Origin of the sequence: Labilithrix sp., from assembly GCA_019637155.1 — a bacterium.
Classification (GTDB): Bacteria; Myxococcota_A; Polyangia; order Polyangiales; family Polyangiaceae; genus Labilithrix.
The window spans coordinates 361987-382314 of sequence record JAHBWE010000010.1; the positions used below are offsets into that span (position 1 = coordinate 361987).

Consider the following 20328-nt stretch of genomic DNA (forward strand, 5'->3'; position numbering starts at 1 on the left):
GGGCTCAGCGCTTCGCGGGATCGAAGCGCGAGCGCATGCCTTCGAAGAGCTTGCCGAAGTCGCGATCGACGAGCTCGGTCCTCCGCGCCCACTCCGTGAGGCGGAACGGGAGCGCGGACTCGAACATGATCCACACCGAGTCGTCCGAGAGTCGGCGCGGGCCCTCCGCGTCGGCTTCGGCGAGCGACCAGGTCTCGTCGTAGGTCTCCGTCGTCACGCCGTGGGACGTGAGGAGCGGCGAGAGGAAGGTCACCCCCGGCTCGTAGCCGTGCTCCGGCTCCGGGGTCTTCACGACGCAGTTGATCTCGCTCGCGGCGTTGCGGTGCGCGAACGGCGGGCGGAAGCTGTGCTCGAGGACGTCCCAGCGCGGAGGGAACACGACGAAGTCGCAGATCGCGCGGCCGTGATCGTCGAGCGGCGCGGTGAGGACGGTGAAGATCGACGGGTCCTGGTGATCGAACCGGACGGACCCCATCGGGCTGAAGAGCGACAGATCGTACGAGAACGGGACGTGCGTGCCGTGCCACCCGACGACGTCGAAGGCGGAGTGCTTCTGCGTCGCGGCGTAGAGGCGCCCGCCGAGCTTCGTCACGATCTGGAAGTCGCACGCGCGATCTTCGTACGAGGCGACCGGCGCGTAGAAGTGACGCGCGTCGGCGAGGCCGTTCGAGCCGATGAGGCCGCGCTCCGGGAGCCGGAGCCGGCGGCCGAAGACCTCGAGCATCCAGCCGCGCCCCTCGCCCTCGGCGAAGCCGATCGCGAACCGGATCCCGCGCGGGATCACCGCGATCGATCCCGGCGGCACGCGGAGCCACCCGAGCTCGGTCCGGCACTCGAGGGTGCCGGTCTGCGGCGCGAGGAGGAGATCGCCGTCGGCGGACGAGAACGCGCGATCGGTCATGTCGGCGTTCGCGGCGTAGAGGTGGACGAGGTAGCCCGAGCCCGACGTCGGATCGCCGGCGCCGCCCAGGGTGGCGAGGCCGTCGACGAAGTCCACGCGCGCTGGCGCGGACGGGATCGGCGGAGGGCGCCAGCGCGTGCGGTTCGGCTCCACGCGATCGAGCGGGGAGAGGAACGGGCCCGGCGGGAGCTCGACGAGCTCGCCGTGATCGAACGAGGCGCGCACGCGGTAGAGCCAGACGCGCGAGTTCTCGACGTTGCGAACGGTGAACGGCATCCCGTTCACGAGCTCGGGGACGAGGCCATACGGCGAGAGGCGCGGGGCGTTCTGCGTCTCCGGGATCGCGCCCGGGAGCGCCTCCGATTCGTGCGCGCCGCCGTAGCCGCCCCGGCCTCGTACGTCCTCGGGTCCGCGCAAGCTCGTCTCCTTGATCGGGCTCGGTGTCTTGGGCCACGCGGCCTCGACGATCGGGTCCTCCATCGCGCCGCGCGGGAGCCCGAGCTCCTCGAGGCTCGTCGGCGCGCCGGTCGCGCGCGCGAGCCGCGTGAGCTCCGCGGCGGGGTCGACGACGCCGAGCACACGCGCGAGGGCCGCCATCGCGGCAGGGGCGCGCTCGCGCTGGTAGCGGACGACGTGCGGAAGGAGCACGGCATGCGTCCGCGCATGCGGCAACCCGAAGGCGCCGCCGAGCTCGTGACACAGCTTGTGATGGATGCCCGCCCCCGCATCCGCAAACGCGAGCCCCGCGAGGTACGCCCCTTCGAGCGCCTCCTCGCCGATGGTGCCGCTCGCGCCGATGGTGCCGCTCGTGCTGGTCGCGCCGCGGAGAGCGCGGACGATGAGGGTGAGCGCCTCCTCGGCGAGGGCGTGGGTTCCGCGGTCGGAGGGATCGTTCCACAGCGCCTCGACCGCGTGCGCCGCTGCGTTCCAGAGGCTCGCGACCGCGACGGGGCGGGGGAGGCTCGCGAGGCGATCGGGATCGTAGAGGACGAGGACGGGGCGCACGCGCTCGTCGCGTCCGGTCTTCTTCGCGCCGTCCTCGGTGATGCCGTAGACCGGGGTCATCTCCGAGCCCGAGTACGTCGTCGGGATCGCGACGACGCGCGCGGCGCCGCGGAGGGCGAGCGCCTTCGCGAGGCCGATCGCGGAGCCGCCGCCGAGCGCGAGGAGGACGTCGGCGCCCTCCGCCGCCGCGTGGGCGTCGTCGACCGTCGCGCGCGGCACGTGCTCGCGCGCCTTCGCGTAGACGGTCGCGCCGAGCGCGCCGAGGTTCTTCGCGAGCGCGGCCGCGTCGGCGGCGCGGCCGGGCGTGCAGACGACGAGGACCTTCTTCGCGCCGAGGGCCTCGAGCTCGGCGCGAGGGTCGAGCGAGACGCCGGCCCCGAAGACGACCTTTGCCGCACCGCGGCGGACCGAGAAGCGCGTCCCTTGTTGCAAGCGGAGACCGAGCTTAGCATCCGCGCTTCGTTGGGAGACCTGCCATGAAACTTCATTTCCATCCCGTGTCGACCGCGTCCCGTCCCGTCGTCCTCTTCTGCGCGGAGGCGGGCATCAAATACGAGCCCGTCGTCGTGGACCTCATGACCGGCGCACACGTGAAACCGCCGTTTTCCACGTTGAACCCGAACTGCCAGGTGCCCGTCCTCGAGGACGGCGACTTCGTGCTCACGGAGTCCTCGGCGATCCTGAAGTACCTCGCCGACAAGATCGACTCGCCCGCCTACCCGAAGGACCTCAAGAAGCGCGCGCGCGTGAACGAGGTGATGGACTGGTTCAACACCGGCCACTACCGCGAGTTCGCCTACCACCTCGTGTACCCGCAGCTCTTCCCGCACCACAAGCGCCCGACCGACGCGGGCCAGGCGGAGACGCTCCAGTGGGGCAAGACGCAGGCGGAGACGTGGATGGAGCGCCTCGACAAACACGTCCTCGGCGCGAAGAAGTTCCTCTGCGGCGACGAGATCACGATCGCGGACTACTTCGGCGCGGAGATCCTCGCCGCCGGCGACATCATCGGCGTGAGCTACAAGAAGTGGCCGAACGTCGAGCGCTGGATGAGCACCATGCGCGCGCTCCCGGGCTGGAAGACGACGAACGAGGCGACGGACGGCTTCGCCGCGTCGATGAAGGGCAAGGAGTTCGTCACCTTCGCGTGAAGGACGCGTGACCGCGTTCCCGGAGACGATCCCTACGTGGCTCCGGAACCCCGCGATCATGGCGGGCTACTTCCGCGATCCCGCGCAGACCGCGGCCGCGATCGACGACGAAGGCTGGCTCCACACCGGCGACGTCGTCCGTGAAGAAGACGGCGTCTTCACGTTCGTCTCGCGGAAGAAGGACATGCTCCGCCGCCGCGGCGAGAACATCGCGGCGGCGGAGATCGAGGACGTGCTCGCGGCGTACCCCGGCGTCGTCGAGGCCGCCGTCGTCGGCGTGCCGTCGGAGCTCGGCGAGGACGACATCGTCGCCTACCTCGTGCTCGCGCCGGGCACGCCGCACGACGAGGCCGCCCTCGTCGCTCCCACCCGTACGATGGGAGCGTCAGGTCGGGAGCAGCGCGGCGAGCGTGTCGAGGCTCGCGGTGCCGGTGTGCCGCTTGTGCTCCTCGCCGCCGACGAACGTGATGACGGTGGGGAGCGCGCGGACGCGGTACCTCGAGGCGATCGCGGCGTCGGCGTCGGCGTCGATCGCGAGGACCTTCACGCGGGCGCCCTCCCGCGCGGCGAGCTTCTCGACGATCGGTTCGAGCACGCGGCAGGGGCCGCACCACGCCGCCCCGAAGTCGAGGAGGACAGGGACCGGGGACCGGAGGACCTCACGCTCGAAGGACTCTGCCGTGACGAAAGGGATCTTGCTCATGCCGAGACAGGTCGCGAGCGAGCGGCATCTTTCATGAAAGCGCGCTGTAAGATCGGAGGAGCCTGGCACCTCTGCCTCGTGCGAGCCATGGAACCCCTCGACGCCCTGACCGATTTCATCCGTGCGCATCGCGGCGACGTCGTCTCCGCCGCCCGGCGCGAGGGGCTCTCCGCCGAGGACGCGGTCGAGTGCGCGCAAGAGGCCTTCGCGACCCACCTCCAGCTCCTCCATCGCGGCGACGCGCCGGTCCGGGCGGCGGAGTGGCTCCCGTACGTCACCACCATCGCGCGGAACACGGCGCGGAACCGCCGCCGCCGCCACCACGTCGCGCGACCGCACGAGGCCGAGCACGACACGGCGTCGGAGGCAGCCTCGCCGGAGGACCTCGTCGCCGCGGCCGAGGAGCACGTCCGCCTCCACGCGTGCGTCGAGCGCCTGTGCGGGACGCAGCGCTCGGTCGTGATGCTGCGCCTCCTCGAGGAGCGCGCGGGCGAAGACGTCGCGGCGGAGCTCGGCATCACCCGCGGCTACGTCGACGTGCTCCTGCACCGCGCGAAGGCCTCGCTCCGCGAGTGCCTGACGGAGTGACGGCGTGCGTCGGTTCGCGATCGCCGGCGCGGCCCTCTCGATCGGGCTCGGGCTCCTCTCGCGGAGGGCGCCGATCGGGCTCGCGCTCTGGGACAAGAGCTTCGGCGACGCGATCTACGCGGTGATGATCGGCTTCCTCGTGCTCGCCGCGCGGCCCGGGCTCGGCCCGCGCGCGGTCGGCCTCGCGGCGTTCGCGATCTGCTTCGCGCTCGAGGTGTTCCAGCTCACCGGCGTCGCGGGGAAGCTGCCGCGCTTCTTTCGCTTCGTCCTCGGGACGACGTTCGCCTGGCACGACGTCGCGTGTTACGTCGCCGGCGCGCTCGCGGTCACGGCGCTGTGCGCGCTCGAATCGCGCCGCCGACGGCGAGCATGACGCGAAGGAGCTGGATCGCGGCGAAGAGGAGCGCCGGCGCGACGACGAGCGCGCCCATGATGAAGAGCTCGCTCGGGATCGCCTTCATCGCGAGCTGGAGCAGCGTGCCGGCGCTGCCCGCGATGACCGCCACCCGCACCGCCTGGCGGGCGCGGGCGGCGACGGCGCTCAGCGTCAGGTCGTCCGCGATGCGGGCGAGCGCGAGGAGGATGCAGCTCGCCGTGATGACGCCGAGGCCAGTGCTCACCGCGGCGAAGATGGGGAGCGCGTCCATCGCGGTGAAGGCGGCGGAGAGGCTGCCGCCGAGCGCCTTCGCCGTCAGGCTCGTGCCGGCGGCGTCGAGGAGCAGCGCGAAGACCAGGCAGACGCTCGCGCCCGACGTGTACATGCGCGTGTCCGCGGACGGCGCGGGCGCGCGGCCGATCATCACGAGTCCGCCGATCGCCGCGAACGTCGCGATGGCGCTCACGAACGCGATGCCGACGATCGAGTCGCCGACGCCGCGGAGCGCTCCGTAGGAGCCCGCCATGGACTTCGCTTCGGCGAGCGCGCCGTACGACGCGAGGGCGCACAGGACACGGACGGCCACCGCGCCGAGGTAGAGGGTGATGCCGTCCGCCACCGTCCGCCACTCCCGTCCGAGCCGCGAGTCGGACGCCGGCGCGCCCGGCTCCTCCGGCGTCGCGCGCCCGATCGCGACCGCGAGCCATCCCGCGCCGACCACGAACGCGAGCGAGGCGACGCGGCTGAGCCCCGTCCAGATCGCGTTGTAGGTCGCAGAGTCGGCGCGCACGAGCCACTCGACCGCGGCGAGCAGGTCGAGGACGGCGAGCAGACCAGCCGCGACCGCGCCGACGAGCGACGGAGCGCGCGCGCGGGCCGCGCGACCGGCGGCGAGCATGATCAACACGAGCGCGCCGAACGCCGCTCCGCGCGCCACCATGCCCGCGCTGCCGGCGACGCGCAGGAAGGACGACTCGAAGTCTCCGGTCGTGCGCATGCGGTGGATCGCGATCTCCTGCAGACCGCGCGCGACGAGGTTCGCCGCGAACGCCCCCGCCGCCACGCGCCCCGCCGTGCGCGCCCACGTCCCTGCGGCCGCGACCGCGCCGAGAGCCGAGAGGATGACGAGGCCCCACCACAGCCAGTGGAGGACGGAGGCGACCTTCGTCGCGAGCTCGTAGTGCCCTTGCTCCGCTGCGCGCGCGAAGAGACGCGCGTTGATGAAAGCGAACGTGGTCCCGAGCGCGGTCGCGACCGCGAGGACGGCGAGCCCGGAGCGCGGTCGCATCATCATCGGCCGTCGGAGCCTATCCGATCGGCGCGCCGCGGCCTCGAGCCGTTCTATTTCTCGATAATCATTGGTTTTTCTAAAAAAGTGCACCGCGCGTCTGTGCCCGCGCTCGAAGCCGGCGCAAACTGGAGGCTCGCGCGTGGAGACCGAGCGAACGCATGATCGCGCCGCCCCGCACGAGCGGGAGTTCTGGCGCAAGGCCGCGCGCTGGGGGTCGAGCGGCCCCGAGTGGTGGCTGCGTCACGGTCCGCCCTTCATCGGCTGGGCGATGGCGGCGATCGTCCCGTCCGCGCGGCGATCGGTGCGCGCGAACCTCCATCGCGTGCGTGGTCCGACGTCGCCGCTCCGCGACGCGCGGGACGTGCTCGCGACGTTCGGGACGTTCGCGTCGTGCGTCGCGGAGGTGCTCTCGAACGAGGCGCCGGGCGGACCGAAGCGCCCGCGCGCGCTGATCCACGGCGAACGCCACGTCCGCGCGGCGATCGCGGCGCGGCGCGGGGTCGTGCTCGTCACCGCGCACACGGCGGGATGGGACATCGTCGGGCCGCTCCTCGGCGCCGACTTCCAGCTCGACCTCGTGCTCGTCACCCACGCCGAGCCCGACGCGCGCGCGGGCGACATCCAGGACGAGGCGCGGCGCCGGAGCGGCGTGAAGATCGCGCGCGTGGGCGACGATCCGCTCGCCTCGCTCCCGCTCCTCCGCCACCTCCGCGGCGGCGGCGTGGTCGCGCTCCAGCTCGATCGCGTCGTGCCCGGCATGAGGACCCGCCGCGTGCCGCTGCTCGGGAGGGAGGGGGAGCTGCCGGAGGGGCCGTTCCGGCTCGCGGCGGCGTCGGGCGCGCCGGTCCTCCCGGTCTTCTGCGCGCGGCGCGGGCATCGCTCGTACCTCGTCGAGGCGTTCGAGCCGCAATGGATCGCGCGGCGCGCGCCGGAGGCCGACGTCGACCGCGCGGCGGCGACGGTCGCCGCCGCGATGACCCGGTTCCTTCGCGCGCATCCGACGCAGTGGTTCCAGTTCGGCAACGGCTAGTGATATGGTCGCCGCCCTTTCGCCATGGCGACGCGCCTTCACATCGGAACGAAAGAGCTGCGCGGTGCGCTCACGGCCTACGCGAAGCGCTTCGACCTGCTCGAGATCAAGGGCGAGAGCGCCGCGACGCTGAAGCGCGCGCCTCTGTCCGCCACGCTCAAGAAGTGGCGCAAGAGCGTGCCGCCGCACTTCGACTTCGTCGTCGTCGCCGGCCCCGCCGTCGGAAAGGTGAAGGCCTCCGACGCGCTCGAGGCGGAGCTCGAGGCGATGCTCGCGACGGCGAAGGTGCTCGAGTCGCGCGTCATCGTCCTCCCGACCCACAGCGACGTGACGCCGTCGAAGGTCTCGCGCGACCGCGTCGCGAAGCTGCTCGAGCGCATCCCGCGCGACGCGTCGACTGTGGTCTGGGAGCCGAGCGGCCTCTGGGAGCACGAAGACGCGGCGGTGCAGGCCAAGCAATGGGGCGTCGTCCTCGCGTGCGATCCGGTGCGCGACGTCGTGCCGGTCGGCCCGGTCGCCTTCTGCCGCCTCCGCGCGCTCGGTCAAACCCGCGCCTACAGCACCGCCGCGCTCGAGAAGGTCGCGCGCGCGATCGGCGAGCGGCGCGACGCGTACGTCGTGATCGAGACCGACGGCGCGCTCAAGGAAGCCAAGACGCTCCGGGCGCTGGTCCGCGCGGCGGGCTCGAAGACTCGAGGCGGGATGGGCCGCCTGATCCGCCCGCGCGGCGCCGCGGCTCGCGACGACGACGACGACGACGACGAGGAATAGCGAATGGCGCTCAGGAAGGCTCGCGCAGCGGTCGGTCCGTCGCCGGAGGTCGAGGCGGTCACGAACGAGCTCCTCGGCAAGGGCAACGCGGTGGACGCGGTCATCGCCGGCGTCTTCGCGGCGTGCGCGCTCTCGCCCGGCACGCTGCTCGGTCCGGTGCAGCTCCTCGTCGGCGGCGCGGGCGCGGGGCTCCTCGCGGTCGACGGGCGCGTGCGCCAGCCGGGCCTCGGCGCGCCGCGTCCGCGCGGCTTCCAATCGGCGGAGGAGATCCCGGACGCGGCCCGCGTCGGCGTGCCCTGGCTCCCGGCCGCGATGTCGGTCGCCCTCGCGACGATGGGGAGCGCGACCTTCCACGCCGTCGTCGCGCCGGCGGTCGCGCTCGCGAAGGGGACCGCGCGCGCCGACGTCCTCGCGCGCATCCAGAGCCGCGGCCAGCGCGCCTTCGAGGACAAGGCGCTCGGCGGCGAGCTCGTCTACGCGTTCGGGCGCACGAACGGCGGCCTCCTCACGCCGGAGGACCTCGCTTCGGCGCAGCCCGACGTGCAGAAGGCGATCCGCGTCGCGCGCGGCGACGCCGGCATCGTCACGGTGCCGTGGGCGCACGTCGAGGACCGGAGGCTCGCGGCGCCGGCGGGCGAGGTCGACGTCGCCCGCGTGCGCGCCGTCGCGGCGGTGGACCGGAACGCGACGTTCGCGCTCGCGTGCTGGGACGAGGCGACCGACGGCCGCTACCTGGAGGAGCTCGGCCTCCGCGCGCCGTTCTTCGCGGAGCCCGTCCGCCGCGGCGAGACGCGCGTGAAGCCGGGCGACGTCCGCCCCGCCGCCGCCCCCATCGCGATGATCGCCGGCGCGGCCCCGGAGATCGCGTTCGCTTCCTACGGCGCGTCCGACGCCTACGACATGCTCGCGCAGGCGATCGAGGGCTACCTCGAGCGCCGCGTCATCGACGCCCACGGCGAAGCCCGCCTCGTCGCCCTGACCCACGCCAACCAGACCGCCTCGATCCTCCGAAGCTAAGGCTGGGTCGCACAAACGCCAAAAGCCGCGTCTCGGACGCGGCTTCGAAAGGGCGGCGGGGGCGCGGCTAGAGCTTGACGCCGTGGCGCTTCGCGTACGCGAGGACGCCGATCTTGTCGATCGTGCGGATGTCGCGCGTCGTCAGCTTGAGCGAGACGAAGCGGTTGAGCTCGGGCACCCAGACGCGGCGCTGCTGGATGTTCACGTTCTGCCAGCGCTTCGTCTTGATGTTGGAGTGCGAGACGTTCTGCGCCTTGAGCTTGCGCTTACCGGTGATGTCGCTCTTCGCCATAACGGCGCGCAAAATGGCTGAAAAGGCGCACAGTGTCAAGCGCTACGGCGGGGCGACGAAGGCGCCCCCAAGCTCGCTCGCCCCGACGGGGAGCGGCGTCACCGGCGTCCAGCCGGACAGGTCACCAGTCGCCGGATCGGCCGTGGCGATGAGCACGTCTGTCAAGGACTTGTCATCCCAGCCGCCCGCGATGACGATGCGGGTTCCGTGCGCGGCCACGGCCGCCGTGCTCACGTACTTCGGGAGCGGCGTGGTGAGCTTCCACGAACCGAGCGTGCCGTCCTGCCCGATCGGCGCGAAGATCACCGCCGCGCGCGCGATCGGCGCGTCCCAGTCGGCGCCGACGACGTAGAGGAAATTCCCCATGACGACCGCGCGCGGCCAGTAGTTGGTGGCGGGGAGAGGCGTCGTCGCCGTCCACGCGCCGAGGACGCCGTTCTCGCCGCGCCGCGCCATGAACACGGAGTCCTGATGCTGGCCGTCCTTGTTCTTGCCGCCGACGACGTACGCGAAGCCCGCGCTCGCGGCGCACCCATGGAGCTGACGCTCCACCGGCAACGACGTCGCGTCCTTCCACTCGAGCGGCGAGCCGCGCCGCGCGGCGCGCACTTTCGCGGTGGGAACGCCATCGCTCACGCCACCCGTGACGAGGAGGGTATCGCCCATCGCCGCGGCGCACGCGTTGTATTGATCGGGGTGCGTCGCCTCGATCGTGAGCGAGCCGACGCCGTCGTCGGTGCGCTTCGAGCTCACGACCTGCGCCGGGTCCAGGACGAAGAACGTGTCGCCCACGGCGGCGAGGCGCGTGTACAGCTTGGCTGGCCTCGGGAGCGTCGGGCCCGGCCGCCACGGACCGAGACCGCCGTCGGCATGGAGGACGGCGCTGTAGACCGTGTCGAGGTCCTTGTCGCCGATCGAGTCGTAGCCGCCCGCGACGACGAGCGTGGGCGGCGCGGGCGGTGTCGCCGGCCCGGCCTCGGCGTCCACCGCGTCGCCGTCGCCGCCGTCGGCGATCGGCCCGCCCGGGTCGGGCGCGTCGCCGGTCGCGTCGGGAGGACCGGCATCGGCGCCGGAGCCGCCGGTGAAGCCGTCGAGGTCCGTGAGGAGACCGCAAGCGGCGAGGGCGAAGGCGCCGAGGACGAGAGGGAGGAGACGGCTCATGCTTTCAATCCTCCAAGCTGCGCGACGAGCTCGCGGCAGAAGGCGCGGACGCGCTCGAAGCCGGCCGTCTTCTGGAGCGACACCTCATCCATGTAGAGCCGGCGCGCGAGCTCCACCTGGACGACGTGGACGTCGGCCGACGGCCGGCCGTAGTACGCCGTCGTGTAGCCGCCCTGGTAGGGATCGTCGTGCGCGACGGAGAAGCCCGACGCCCGCGCGTGGCGGTCGACCACCTCGATGAAAGAGGGGGCGGCGCTCGTGCGTCCGCGCGTGCCGGGGACGACGTCGGCGCGGGCGGTCGGCGCGTCGCCGTTCGGCCCGCGGCCCATGCTCGGCATCGAGTGCGCCGCGACGACGACGGCGTGGCCGAAGCGGGCGCGCTTGCGATCGATGAGATCGGCGAGCGTCCGGTGGTAGGGCCGGTAGTACGCCTCGAGGCGCCGATCGAGCTCGCGGCGCGAGAGCGGGGCGTCGAGGACGCGGAAGCCCTCGCTCGTGAGGCGCCACACGATGCCGCGCGTCGCGCGCGCGTTGGCCGGCGCGCCCTCGACCGACTCGGAGTCGACGTCCTTCTCGCTCCGGTTGAGGTCGACGAGGTAGCGCGAGGTGCGCGCGACGAGCGTGGTCGCGCCGCGGGTGGGGGCGTCTTGGTAGAGCTCGTCGACCCAGAGGTCGGCGTCGCGCCCGATCGAGCGGGCGGGGGCGGCGAGCGTGGCGAGGGCGACGCCGTCGAGCGTGAGTCCCGCGTGCGGGATCTCGACGATGACGGGAGTCTCCTCCACGGTCGGTTCGATGACTTCGAACGGCGTCTTCACGCTGATGATGACGCTATCACTGCTGCGGGTCAGGCGCGCGGGTGCGCGCGTTCGAAGGCGGCGCGGACGTGATCTTGCGCCACGCGCGTGTAGATCTCGGTCGTCCCGAGGTCGGCGTGCCCGAGCATCGCCTGCACCGCGCGGAGGTCGGCGCCTCCGCGGAGGAGGTGGGTCGCGAAGGAGTGACGGAGCTTGTGCGGGGAGATCGGCGTGACGATCCCGCACGCGCGGGCGTACGCCTTGAGGAGCTTCCAGAGGCCTTGCCGGGTGAGGCGCGTCCCCCGCGGCGAGAGGAAGAGGTGTTTGTCCTTCGTCGCGCCCTTGTTGAGCGGGCGAACGAGCTCGAGGTACCGCTCGATGCGCTCGAGCGCCACCTGGCCCACCGGCACCACGCGCCGCTTGCCGCCCTTGCCCAGCGGCGAGACGGTGCCGACGCGCCGATCGAGCTCGCCGAGGGCGAGGCCGCACAGCTCCGAGACGCGGAGGCCGGAGGCGTACATGAGGTGGATCATCGCGCTGTCGCGGATCCCCTTCGGGCTGTCGTTCGGTGGCGCGGCGAGGAGGCGGTCGACCTCGTCGTACGAGAGCACGCGCGGGAGCTTCCGCCCGAGCTTCGGCCGCTCGACGAGCTCGCTCGGATCGGCCGCGATCGCCTTCTCGCGGACGAGGAACTTGAAGAAGCCGCGCACCGCGGAGAGCTGCCGCGCGCTCGAGCGCGCCGATTTCCCGCGCCGGCTGGCGGCGAGGACGAAGTCGAGCACCTGCGCCGGATCGATCGCCTTCGGGTCGCCCTCGCCGTCGACGTGCTTCGCGAGCTCGCCGAGGTCGCGCGCGTAGGCCTCCAGCGTGTTCCGCGCGAGCGCGCGCTCGACCCGGAGGTGGTCGAGGTACGCGTCGATCCACGAGAGGACGTCCACGCGCTCAGCTTACCGTCGCGCCCCGCATCGCGCGAAGAAGCGGCGCCGGATCGTCGAGCCGCATCAAGGCCTCTCCGATGAGCGCCGCGTCGACCCCGCTCCGCGCCACCGCCGCCACGCCGGCGGCGTCCTTCAGGCCGGAGAGGTGCAGCTTGATGCATTTTGCAGGTATCTGGGCGAGCACGCGCTCGGCGCGCGCGGCGTCCATCTGCAGCGTGTCGAGGTCGCGCGCGTTGACGCCGATCACGGTCGCGTCCGCCGCGAGCGCGGCGGCGAGCTCGGGCTCGTCGACGATCTCGACGAGCGGCTCGAGCCCGCGCGCGCGGGCGTGGCGGACGAGCGCGGCGAGGCGCGGCGGCGAGACGATGCGCACGATCAAGAGCACCGCGTCCGCGCCGCACGCCGCGGCCTCGTCGATCTGCCGCTCGTCGAGGACGAACTCCTTCGCGAGGACGAGCGCGTCCGGCGCGGCGGCGCGCGTCTCGGCGACGAAAGGCCACCCGCCGTCGAAGAACTTCGCGTCGGCGAGGACGGAGATCATCGCCGCGCCGCCGGCGGCGTAGACGCGCGCGCGCGCGGCGACGGTGAGGGCGGTGGAGAGCGCGCCGGCGCTCGGGCTCCGCCGCTTGATCTCGGTGACGAGCCGCAGCGGCTCGCCGGGCGCACGCCGCAGGCGCGCGAGCACCTCCGCGCCGCGCGGCTCCGCGCGGGCTCGCGGCTCGCGCGCGCGCAGCTCCGCGATCTCGACGGCCTTCTGCGCGAGGATCGCCTCGAGCACGCCGCTCATGGGCTCCGGACCGCGGCTCGCCACGCCTCGAGCTTCTCGCGCGCGCGGCCCTCGTGGATCGCGGTGCGCGCCTCGTCCGTCGCGTCGCGCGGCTTCGCGCCGGTCGCGACGACGAGGGCCGCCGCCGCGTTGAGGACGACCGCGCCGGCGGCCGGGTGCGCCGCGCCGGAGAGGATCGCCTCGAGCGCCTTCGCGTTCTCGGCCGCGTCGCCGCCGCCGAGGGCGCGGAGATCGACCGGCTCGACGCCGAAGTCCGCCGGCGTGACGACGCGCTCCTCGACCGCTCCGCCGTCGAGGACGCTCACGCGCGTCGGGGCGGCGGGGGAGACCTCGTCGAGGCCGTCCTCGCTCCGCACCGCCCACGCGCGCGTGACGCCGAGGCGGCCGAGCGCGGCGGCGACGACCGGGCGGAGCGCGTCGTCGTAGACGCCGACGAGCTGGTGCGTCGCGCGAGCGGGGTTCACGAGCGGGCCCAGCGCGTTGAAGATCGTGCGGACGCCGAGCTCGCGACGCGCGGCGGCGGCGTGGCGGAGGGCGGGGTGGTGCGCCGGCGCCATCAGGAACGCGATGCCGGCGTCGCGGAGGACCGCCGCCTGCCGCTCGGGCGCGAGATCGGTCGGGATGCCGAGCGCCTCGAGCACGTCCGCGCTCCCGCAGCGGCTCGAGACGGAGCGGTTGCCGTGCTTCGCGACGCGCACGCCGCACGCCGCGACGACGACGGCCGCGCCGGTGGAGACGTTGATCGTGTGCGCGCCGTCGCCGCCGGTGCCGCACGTGTCGAGGACGACCTCGTGCTCGTGCGCGACCGGGGTCATCACCTCGCGGAGCGCCTCGGCGGCGGCGACGATGACGTCGGCGCCCTCGCCGCGGAGGCGGAGCGCCGTCGCGAAGGCGCCGATCTGCACCGGGGTCCACGCGCCCGCTAGGATCGCCGCGAAGGCGGCGCGGACCTCGGCCGGGCCCAGCGCGCCGCGCTCGATCAGCGCGAAGGTCTCGGCGAAGGTCGTCATGCGCGCGCGAGCCGGGCGACCCAGTTCGCGACGAGCTGCTTGCCGTGCGTAGTCAGGACGCTCTCGGGGTGGAACTGCACGCCCTCGATCGGCTGCGTCTTGTGCGCGAGGCCCATGATCTCGCCCTCCGCCGTCCAGGCCGTGACCTCGAGGCAGTCGGGGAGGGAGCTCCGCTCGACGAGGAGGGAGTGATAACGCGTCGCCTCGAAGGGCGAGGGGAGGCCCGCGAAGACGCCCTTGCCCTCGTGGAGGATCGGCGACGTGCGCCCGTGCATCAGGCGCTCGGCGCGGACCACCTTGCCGCCGAAGGCCTGGCCGATCGACTGGTGGCCGAGGCACACGCCGAAGAGCGGGACCTTCGCGTGCGTGATCGCGGCGAGGGACACACCGGCGTCGGACGGCGTGCACGGCCCGGGGGAGACGAGGACCCCGTCCACCGCCGCCGCCGCGACGGCCGCCGCGTCGACCTCGTCGTTCTTCACCACCCTCGACTCGGCCCCGAGCTCGCCCAGGTACTGGACCAGGTTGAAGGTGAACGAGTCGTAGTTGTCGATGACGAGCACCCTCATCCGGGCCTGAATTGTACACTTGTTGAAACTTTCGCCTGTGGCGAGAGTCCGTCCAAAGTGGAACGTCCGTCGCGCGTCCAACCGGCCGGCTCCTCCTTAGTTGCGGAGCGGGAGGAAAAAAGATTATCGTGACGCGCGCTTTCACATCCCTCCCTGGGGGCTCGATGGCCGACGAAAAGAAGCCGAAGATCGATCTCAAGGCACGTCTCGGCAAAGGTGCCGCCGGCGGAGCCACGCCGCCGCCGCCCCAAGCCGGCGGTATGCCCGGCGGCATGCCCGTGCCGGCGCCCGTCCCCGGCGGCGTCGCGGCGGGCATCGGTCAGACGACCGCAAACCTCGGGCCCGGACCGGCCGGGATCCCCGCGCCGACACCCACCGCGCCGCGCGTCGGGGGAGGCCTGCCGGTTCCGCCCGGCATCCCCGTCGGTCCGCCACCCGCGTTCCAGGCTCCGGGCATCAAGCTCGACCCTTCGAACCCGCTCGCCGCCGCGATGGCGCCGGCGCATCCGGCGCGCGCGAAGTCGGTGCCGCCGCCGCAGCCGCAGCGCATCGAGGTCGACGAGCTCACGGTGCAGGAGGCGCGGAAGGGCGCGCGGAAGCAGGGCCTCGTCGCCGGCCTCGTCGTCGGCGTCGTGCTCGGCGCGGTCGGCTACATCGCCGGCGGCGCGCAAGAGACGAACAAGGGCCGCACGCAGTCCACCGCGCACGCGAAGTCGCTCGCCGCCGACGTGAACACGTCGCGCGAGACGCTGAAGACGATCGCGGACAAGGTCGAGGCGGGCCGCAACACGCTCGGGCGCGACAAGAAGTTCCCCGACACGCTCGCGAAGGAGCTCGGCGCCCTCAACGTCGACTTCGACGGATCGAAGCTCGCCGGCGTCCGCTTCAGCGGGTTCAGCACCGAGACGACGTCGGGCCTCATCGAGTACATCACCGGCGTCCAGTCGCTCAACGACCGCCGGAACGCGCTCATCGGCCTCCTCACGAAGCTGCAGAAGCCGATGACGGAGCAGCTCGCGAACGCGGCCGCGAACAAGCCGCCGCAGGTCACCTTCATCGTCCTCCTCAACCGGGACGGCGCGAAGAACCCGTACGCGGTGCTCGCCCCGCTCAAGACGCCGATCGAGCTCACCGCGAACATGCCGGCCGAGTTCACGGCGATCGATCCGATCAGCAAGGGCGGCGTCACCGCCCCGAAGGCGACCAGCTTCGACAAGCCCGGCGCGGCGTACGTCGTGCCGCGCTCGATCGAGGCGGCGATGCCGAGCGAGACGTCGGGCCAGATCGGCCAGCTCGTCAGTCAGCTCACGAACATGATCAACGCGATCCGCGGCGAGCAGCCCGTCCAGGGGCCCGAGGGCGGCTCGGTGGTGGAGCCCAAGCCGGGCCTCCTCGAGCGCGCCGACCGGCTCGTCACCGGTCTCAACAAGGTTCAGTAGAAGGGGCGCGGCCCCACGCGAGGTCGCCGTCGTCGCTCACCGCGGCGCCGACCTCGACGTAGCCGCGCGCGACGAGGGCGGTGCAACGTCGCGTGCGCGCGACCGTCTTCGCGCGCCCGAACACGGCGAGGACGCTCCGCGCGAGCGACTTCGGCTCCTCGACCTGGGCCGGGATGACGACCAGGCTCCCGGGATCGAGCTCGTCCGGATCGGGGAGCGCGGCGACGGCGGACTCGAGCGACGACGCGTCGGCCTCCGAGAGCACGACGAGCCTCGCGGAGTCGATGTCGGCGGCGGAGAGCGGCGTCGCGGCGGTGCGCGCGCGCACGCCGACCGCGGGCCGGCTCGCCTTCGGCGCGGGGATACGGTCGCCGCTCACGGGTCCTCGCTCGTGGGGTCCTCGCTCATGGCGCGGAGGTCTCGGCGGGAGGGGCGAGCTCGGGCTCGGCGCGGACGATCTCGACCTTCATCACGTGCGTCTCGTTCGCCTCGCGCACGATCAGCTTGTACCCGTCGAGCTGCACCGTCGCCCCGACCTCGGGCACGCGGCCGACGCGGTGGACGACGAGGCCGCCGATCGACTCGAAGTCGCCCTCCTCGGGGAGCTTGGTCCCGATCGCCTTCTCGAGCTCCTCGATCGGCATCGCCGCGTCGGCGACGAAGCGGCCGTCGGCGAGCTTCGTGATGTTCGCCTCGTCCGTGTCGTACTCGTCGCGGATGTCGCCGACGATCTCCTCGATGATGTCCTCGAGCGTCACGAGGCCGCCGGTGCCGCCGAACTCGTCGGTGACGATCGCGAGGTGGAGGCGGCGGCTCCGCATCTCCCGCAGCACGCTGAGCGCGCCCTGCCCCTCGGTCACGAAGAGGACCGGCTTCCGGATGAGGTCGTCGAGCTTCTTCGCGGTGAGCATGCCCGCGCGGACGACGTCGAACAGGTCCTTCACGTAGAGGAGGCCGATCACGTTGTCGGGCGTGTCGCGGTAGACGGGGTAGCGCGAGTGGCCGTCCTTGATGACGTGCTCGAGCACCTGGTCGAGCGAGAGGTCGATGTGGATCGTGGACATGTGCCGGCGCGGGACCATGACCTCGCGTGCCATCAGGTTCTTGAAGTCGAGCACGTTGCGGATCATCGTCGCCGGCTCTTTCTCGAGCGCGCCCGCCTTCTCGCCCTGGGCGACGATCCACTCCACCTCCGTCTCGGTGAGCCGCGCGTCGGCGTTGGTCGGCGCGTCGGGGACCTTCGTGCCGACGAAGCGGGCGAGCATCGCGAGCGGCTCGGCGACGGGGAGGACGACGAGCTCGAACGGCTTCAGGAGTCGCAGCGCGAGGCGGCCGACCTCCTCCGGGCGGCGGCGCGCGATCGTCCCGAAGATCTCGGCGAACGTCGCGTAGGTGAGGACCGAGACGACGACCGCGACGAGCGCGGAGATCGCGGGCCGCGCGAACGGGTTGAAGGTGTCGGCGAGGACGACCGCGGCGAGGCTGATCGCGGTGACGCGGACGACGAGCCAGCGCGAGAGGAGGCGGAGCCGCGACTCCGCGTAGCGCGTGAACGCCGGGTCCTTGTCCTCGACGAGGGTCTGCAGGCGCGCCTCGGGCAGCGAGGTCAGCGCCGCATCCGCAGCGGCGAAGAGCGAGCCGACGGCGGCCGCGGTGACGGCCAGAGCTATCGGTCCGAGGGGGGGCGCCAAATCGTCGTGCCCAGGGAGCACAGGTGTCCCCAGACGGGAGAGACGGTAGCCCGAGGGGTCCACCGCTTCAATCTTTCCCGGTCAGGGGCTGCGCCCCCGACACCCCCGCTCGTCACCAGGGCCCCCGAAGACGGGGGCGCTGCGCGCCGCTGGAGCGGCCCCGGTGACGAGCTGGGCGGGGTGCCGCATCGGATTGGGCGCAACCTGGCGGGCGCTCGGTCGAAGGTGGTGGCCATGTCCGCGCCTCCGACCCGAACATCCGCTCGAGCTCGCCCTGTGACCAAGACGCCTGCTTCGAGGCCGATTTCAAACGTCATTTCGAATCCTTTCGCGCAGCTTTTTGCCAAGACGATGAAGGCTTGCCCGGCTCGGAGCGGGCCGGCGCCGAAGAAGGGTCCGGAGATGGGGGCCGCGCCGAAGGTCGCCGCGCCGAAGGTCGCTGCCCCGAAGGACGCGAAAGATGCGGATCTCCTCGTCGATGACGGGAAGCGGAGGCCGCCGGAGGCGGACCCGCTCGATCCGGACACGCGCCGCTTCGCGCAGCTCGCGCCGCCGGCGTTCACGCCGGTCGCGGCGGCGCCGGTCGCAGCGGCCGACGAGATCGCGCCGCGCGCGCGCGTGTCGATGGAGGAGCTCCTCCCGCAGCTCGTGAAGCGCATCGCGTGGGCGGGCGATCGCCGGCGCGGCTCGGTGCAGATGGAGCTCGGCGCCGGCCCCCACGCCGGCACCGTCGTCACCGTGCACGCCGACGACGGACACGTCCGCATCGAGCTCCACGGCGACGACGCCGGCACCCTCCAACGCCGCCTCGAGGCGCGCGGCTTCCACGTGGAGCGCTGACGTCACCGGGGGCGCGGGAGCGCGCGTTTGTCGAAGGCTCGGGCGATGGTGTTGGAGGGGAGGGGGGTCGCGCGGGACCAGGAGAGCTCGGTGCCGAGGACGCGTTCTAGCGTGAGGTCGCCATGCTCCTGTTGCCACGTGAGCTCGCCGCGCTCGGCGCGCCAGGGGAGCTCGCCGCTCGCCCACTCGAGCTTCGTGAAGAACGGCGGGTCCGTCAGGTCCTCCGCGATCGTCCCCGCCTCCACCGGCGCGACGTAAGACCAGCGGCCGTCCGCCCCCGCCACGAGCCAGCGCAGGCCGATGCCTGCACTGTACATGCAGTACTCCTGCCACCGTTCGCCCTCCTCGTTGACGCGCGCGACGAGGCCGAGGACCGTGTACTCGACGCCGTCGAGAGCGCCGCGATCGCCGGGGACGAGCCACGGCTCGATCCCGCTCGGCGGCGAGACGTCGGGGACCGCGACGAGGCGGGGTGGATGTGGCGCGAGCGCGAGGCCCAGCGCGCGCGGGTCGATCGCGCGGCCGAGGAACGTGCGGCCCTGCGCGACCGAGGCGCGCCGCGGCGCGGGGGCGACCTCGCAGAGGTCGAGGAAGTCGTACGGCTCGGGCGGCGGCTCGACCTCGCCCCAGTCCGCGAGCCGCGTCGCGGTCCCGCGCTCGACGACGATCCACGGCAGGCGATCGCCGGGGAGGAGCGCGTCCGCGGCCGACACGAGCGAGCCCTCGCGGAAGAGCGTGAACGAGCCCGCCGCCTCCGAGAGGAAACACGGGACGTCCGAGAGCGTCCACTCGTTCCAGAGGTTCCCGCGCCGCCCGCGGAAGCAGCGACGGCCGGTGAGCTCGAACGGCCGGCCTTCGAGCGTGCCCTTCGCGCCGAGGGTGAGGATGCTCGTCGCCGCGAGGTCGGCCGTGAGGTCGTGCGTCATGCTTCGGCGAGGACGCGCAGCGCGTTGTCGCGCAGGATCTTGCCGACCGCGCGGCGCGAGAAGCCCGCTTCGAGGAGCGCGTCCGTGAGCAGCGGGAGGCCGCGCGGGTCCTTGAGCGGCTTGGTCGGGATGATGAAGCCGTCCCAGTCGCTCCCGAGCGCGGGCGCGTCCTCGCCGACGACGTCGACGATGTGCTTCAGGTGCTTCACGACCGGCTCGAGCCCGTCGCCCCCGACGAAGCGCGGGCAGAAGATGACCCCGACGACGCCGCCCTTGTCCGCGACCGCGCGGAGCTGCGCGTCGTCCACGTTGCGCCAGTGCTCGAACGCGCCGAGCACGCCGGTGTGGCTCACGATCGGGGGCTTGTGCGCGACGCGGCAGGCGTCGATGAAGCCTCGCTTGTTGATGTGCGCGAGGTCCACGATCACGCCCTCCGCCTCGCAGCGCTCGACGAGCTGGTGGCCCCAGCGCGTGAGCCCCTCGTCGCGCTGGCCGCGCCCGTAGGCCGGGAAGCCCGCCTCGTTCGAGCTGAAGTGGAGGAACCCGATGTAGCGGACGCCGCGGCGCGCGAAGACGCCCACGTTGTCGAGGTCGCCCTCGAGCGCGTGCGCGCCCTCGATCCCCAGGAGCGCGGCGATGACGCCGTCCTCGTTGCACTCCTGGATCTCGGCCGCCGTCTTGACGAGGCGCATCGCCCCCGGTCGATGCGCGATCTGCCGATCGAGCGCGTCGATCTGCTCCATGCACGTGCGCGCCATCCCGCGCGGGCGGTCCGCGAGCGGGAGCGAGACGAGCCCGAAGAACTGGGCGCCCATGCCGCCCTCGCGCATGCGCGGGAGGTCGACGTGGCCGCCGAGGGCGGCGAACGGGAGCGGCGGCTCGTGCGCCTTGTGCATGTCGTAGCCGATCCAGCGCGACCACATCAGCGTGTCGGCGTGCAGGTCGATCGCAGGATGCTCGTCGTGGAGCGAGCGGGCGGCGTCGGAGCCCTGCATCGCCCACCAGCGTGCAGCCGTCCTATGCGATGGGCAAGCCCAACGTGCTTGGC

At 72.8% G+C, this 20328-nt stretch carries 21 protein-coding genes; 8 read left to right on the forward strand and 13 right to left on the reverse strand.

The genetic code is table 11. The features are described from left to right. Nucleotides 1–4: 4 nt before the first annotated feature. On the reverse strand, nt 5–2338 hold the full coding sequence (locus tag KF837_23045; protein MBX3230217.1) for a homogentisate 1,2-dioxygenase: 2334 nt from the start codon (nt 2336–2338) through the stop codon (nt 5–7). Between the two features lie 44 nt (nt 2339–2382). Here KF837_23045 and KF837_23050 point away from each other — a divergent pair, with 44 nt between their 5' ends. Genes KF837_23050 through KF837_23060 form a run of 3 tightly spaced genes read left to right on the forward strand, consistent with a single transcriptional unit; the run spans nt 2383 to nt 4721 of the window. Continuing rightward, entirely contained in the window at nt 2383–3057 is a 675-nt protein-coding gene (locus KF837_23050; GenBank protein MBX3230218.1) for a glutathione S-transferase family protein, read from the forward strand. 7 nt (nt 3058–3064) lie between these two features. Further along, a complete protein-coding gene (locus KF837_23055; protein MBX3230219.1) occupies nt 3065–4348 on the forward strand; it encodes a sigma-70 family RNA polymerase sigma factor in 1284 nt (427 codons plus the stop codon). Nucleotides 4349–4352: 4 nt separating this feature from the next. Beyond that, complete coding sequence (locus KF837_23060; GenBank protein ID MBX3230220.1) at nt 4353–4721, forward strand: DUF2809 domain-containing protein; 369 nt, start codon at nt 4353–4355, stop codon at nt 4719–4721. Here KF837_23060 and KF837_23065 read toward each other — a convergent pair. Further along, entirely contained in the window at nt 4675–6018 is a 1344-nt protein-coding gene (locus tag KF837_23065) for a hypothetical protein (protein ID MBX3230221.1), read from the reverse strand. The genes KF837_23060 and KF837_23065 overlap by 47 nt on opposite strands. Nucleotides 6019–6250: 232 nt before the next feature. Between KF837_23065 and KF837_23070 the strand changes: the two genes are divergently transcribed. From KF837_23070 to KF837_23080, 3 genes are read left to right on the forward strand one after another with little or no spacing between them, the layout of a single operon-like run. Then, nucleotides 6251–7045 (forward strand): lysophospholipid acyltransferase family protein, encoded by a 795-nt coding sequence (locus tag KF837_23070; GenBank protein ID MBX3230222.1) that lies wholly within the window; start codon nt 6251–6253, stop codon nt 7043–7045. 24 nt (nt 7046–7069) lie between these two features. Continuing rightward, complete coding sequence (locus KF837_23075; protein MBX3230223.1) at nt 7070–7816, forward strand: DUF72 domain-containing protein; 747 nt, start codon at nt 7070–7072, stop codon at nt 7814–7816. Between the two features lie 3 nt (nt 7817–7819). Beyond that, nucleotides 7820–8833 (forward strand): hypothetical protein, encoded by a 1014-nt coding sequence (locus KF837_23080; protein ID MBX3230224.1) that lies wholly within the window; start codon nt 7820–7822, stop codon nt 8831–8833. 67 nt (nt 8834–8900) lie between these two features. Here KF837_23080 and rpmB read toward each other — a convergent pair whose 3' ends face one another. The 7 genes from rpmB to KF837_23115 form a co-directional block, all read right to left on the reverse strand. Next, complete coding sequence (gene rpmB / locus KF837_23085) at nt 8901–9125, reverse strand: 50S ribosomal protein L28 (protein ID MBX3230225.1); 225 nt, start codon at nt 9123–9125, stop codon at nt 8901–8903. Nucleotides 9126–9167: 42 nt separating this feature from the next. Continuing rightward, complete coding sequence (locus KF837_23090) at nt 9168–10286, reverse strand: hypothetical protein (GenBank protein MBX3230226.1); 1119 nt, start codon at nt 10284–10286, stop codon at nt 9168–9170. Beyond that, nucleotides 10283–11041, reverse strand: coding sequence for an N-formylglutamate amidohydrolase (locus KF837_23095; protein ID MBX3230227.1), 759 nt, complete (start codon nt 11039–11041; stop codon nt 10283–10285). Before KF837_23095 ends, KF837_23090 begins: the two co-directional genes overlap by 4 nt. Nucleotides 11042–11130: 89 nt before the next feature. Beyond that, entirely contained in the window at nt 11131–12018 is an 888-nt protein-coding gene (gene xerD / locus KF837_23100) for a site-specific tyrosine recombinase XerD (GenBank protein ID MBX3230228.1), read from the reverse strand. 4 nt (nt 12019–12022) lie between these two features. After that, entirely contained in the window at nt 12023–12805 is a 783-nt protein-coding gene (locus tag KF837_23105) for an indole-3-glycerol-phosphate synthase (protein ID MBX3230229.1), read from the reverse strand. Beyond that, nucleotides 12802–13815: an anthranilate phosphoribosyltransferase gene (gene trpD / locus KF837_23110; GenBank protein MBX3230230.1), complete on the reverse strand. Its 1014-nt coding sequence runs from the start codon at nt 13813–13815 to the stop codon at nt 12802–12804. Before trpD ends, KF837_23105 begins: the two co-directional genes overlap by 4 nt. Further along, nucleotides 13812–14384, reverse strand: a complete 573-nt coding sequence (locus KF837_23115) for an aminodeoxychorismate/anthranilate synthase component II (GenBank protein MBX3230231.1) — start codon at nt 14382–14384, stop codon at nt 13812–13814. The genes trpD and KF837_23115 overlap by 4 nt, the downstream gene beginning before the upstream one ends. Nucleotides 14385–14548: 164 nt before the next feature. On the opposite strand from KF837_23115, the gene KF837_23120 reads away from it, so the two are divergent. Beyond that, complete coding sequence (locus tag KF837_23120; protein ID MBX3230232.1) at nt 14549–15823, forward strand: hypothetical protein; 1275 nt, start codon at nt 14549–14551, stop codon at nt 15821–15823. Here KF837_23120 and KF837_23125 read toward each other — a convergent pair. Then, nucleotides 15807–16202, reverse strand: coding sequence for a hypothetical protein (locus KF837_23125; GenBank protein ID MBX3230233.1), 396 nt, complete (start codon nt 16200–16202; stop codon nt 15807–15809). The genes KF837_23120 and KF837_23125 overlap by 17 nt on opposite strands. A gap of 25 nt (nt 16203–16227) precedes the next feature. Then, nucleotides 16228–17514, reverse strand: a complete 1287-nt coding sequence (locus KF837_23130; GenBank protein ID MBX3230234.1) for an HlyC/CorC family transporter — start codon at nt 17512–17514, stop codon at nt 16228–16230. A gap of 402 nt (nt 17515–17916) precedes the next feature. On the opposite strand from KF837_23130, the gene KF837_23135 reads away from it, so the two are divergent. Further along, nucleotides 17917–18354, forward strand: a complete 438-nt coding sequence (locus KF837_23135) for a hypothetical protein (GenBank protein ID MBX3230235.1) — start codon at nt 17917–17919, stop codon at nt 18352–18354. A gap of 2 nt (nt 18355–18356) precedes the next feature. Here the strand turns inward: KF837_23135 and KF837_23140 are convergent, their stop codons facing one another. After that, nucleotides 18357–19280, reverse strand: coding sequence for a DUF4178 domain-containing protein (locus KF837_23140; protein ID MBX3230236.1), 924 nt, complete (start codon nt 19278–19280; stop codon nt 18357–18359). Then, on the reverse strand, nt 19277–20275 hold the full coding sequence (locus KF837_23145; protein ID MBX3230237.1) for a dipeptidase: 999 nt from the start codon (nt 20273–20275) through the stop codon (nt 19277–19279). The genes KF837_23140 and KF837_23145 overlap by 4 nt, the downstream gene beginning before the upstream one ends. Nucleotides 20276–20328: the final 53 nt, after the last annotated feature.

Bases quoted from the DNA above. Each gene is read 5' to 3' on its own strand.
- KF837_23050 (MBX3230218.1), top strand. From the start codon at position 2,383: ATGAAACTTCATTTCCATCCCGTGTCGACCGCGTCCCGTCCCGTCGTC.
- KF837_23065 (MBX3230221.1), bottom strand. From the start codon at position 6,018: ATGATGATGCGACCGCGCTCCGGGCTCGCCGTCCTCGCGGTCGCGACC.
- KF837_23075 (MBX3230223.1), top strand. From the start codon at position 7,070: ATGGCGACGCGCCTTCACATCGGAACGAAAGAGCTGCGCGGTGCGCTC.
- KF837_23080 (MBX3230224.1), top strand. From the start codon at position 7,820: ATGGCGCTCAGGAAGGCTCGCGCAGCGGTCGGTCCGTCGCCGGAGGTC.
- rpmB (MBX3230225.1), bottom strand. From the start codon at position 9,125: ATGGCGAAGAGCGACATCACCGGTAAGCGCAAGCTCAAGGCGCAGAAC.
- KF837_23090 (MBX3230226.1), bottom strand. From the start codon at position 10,286: ATGAGCCGTCTCCTCCCTCTCGTCCTCGGCGCCTTCGCCCTCGCCGCT.
- KF837_23105 (MBX3230229.1), bottom strand. From the start codon at position 12,805: ATGAGCGGCGTGCTCGAGGCGATCCTCGCGCAGAAGGCCGTCGAGATC.
- trpD (MBX3230230.1), bottom strand. From the start codon at position 13,815: ATGACGACCTTCGCCGAGACCTTCGCGCTGATCGAGCGCGGCGCGCTG.
- KF837_23115 (MBX3230231.1), bottom strand. From the start codon at position 14,384: ATGAGGGTGCTCGTCATCGACAACTACGACTCGTTCACCTTCAACCTG.
- KF837_23120 (MBX3230232.1), top strand. From the start codon at position 14,549: ATGGCCGACGAAAAGAAGCCGAAGATCGATCTCAAGGCACGTCTCGGC.
- KF837_23135 (MBX3230235.1), top strand. From the start codon at position 17,917: ATGGGGGCCGCGCCGAAGGTCGCCGCGCCGAAGGTCGCTGCCCCGAAG.
- KF837_23140 (MBX3230236.1), bottom strand. From the start codon at position 19,280: ATGACGCACGACCTCACGGCCGACCTCGCGGCGACGAGCATCCTCACC.
- KF837_23145 (MBX3230237.1), bottom strand. From the start codon at position 20,275: ATGCAGGGCTCCGACGCCGCCCGCTCGCTCCACGACGAGCATCCTGCG.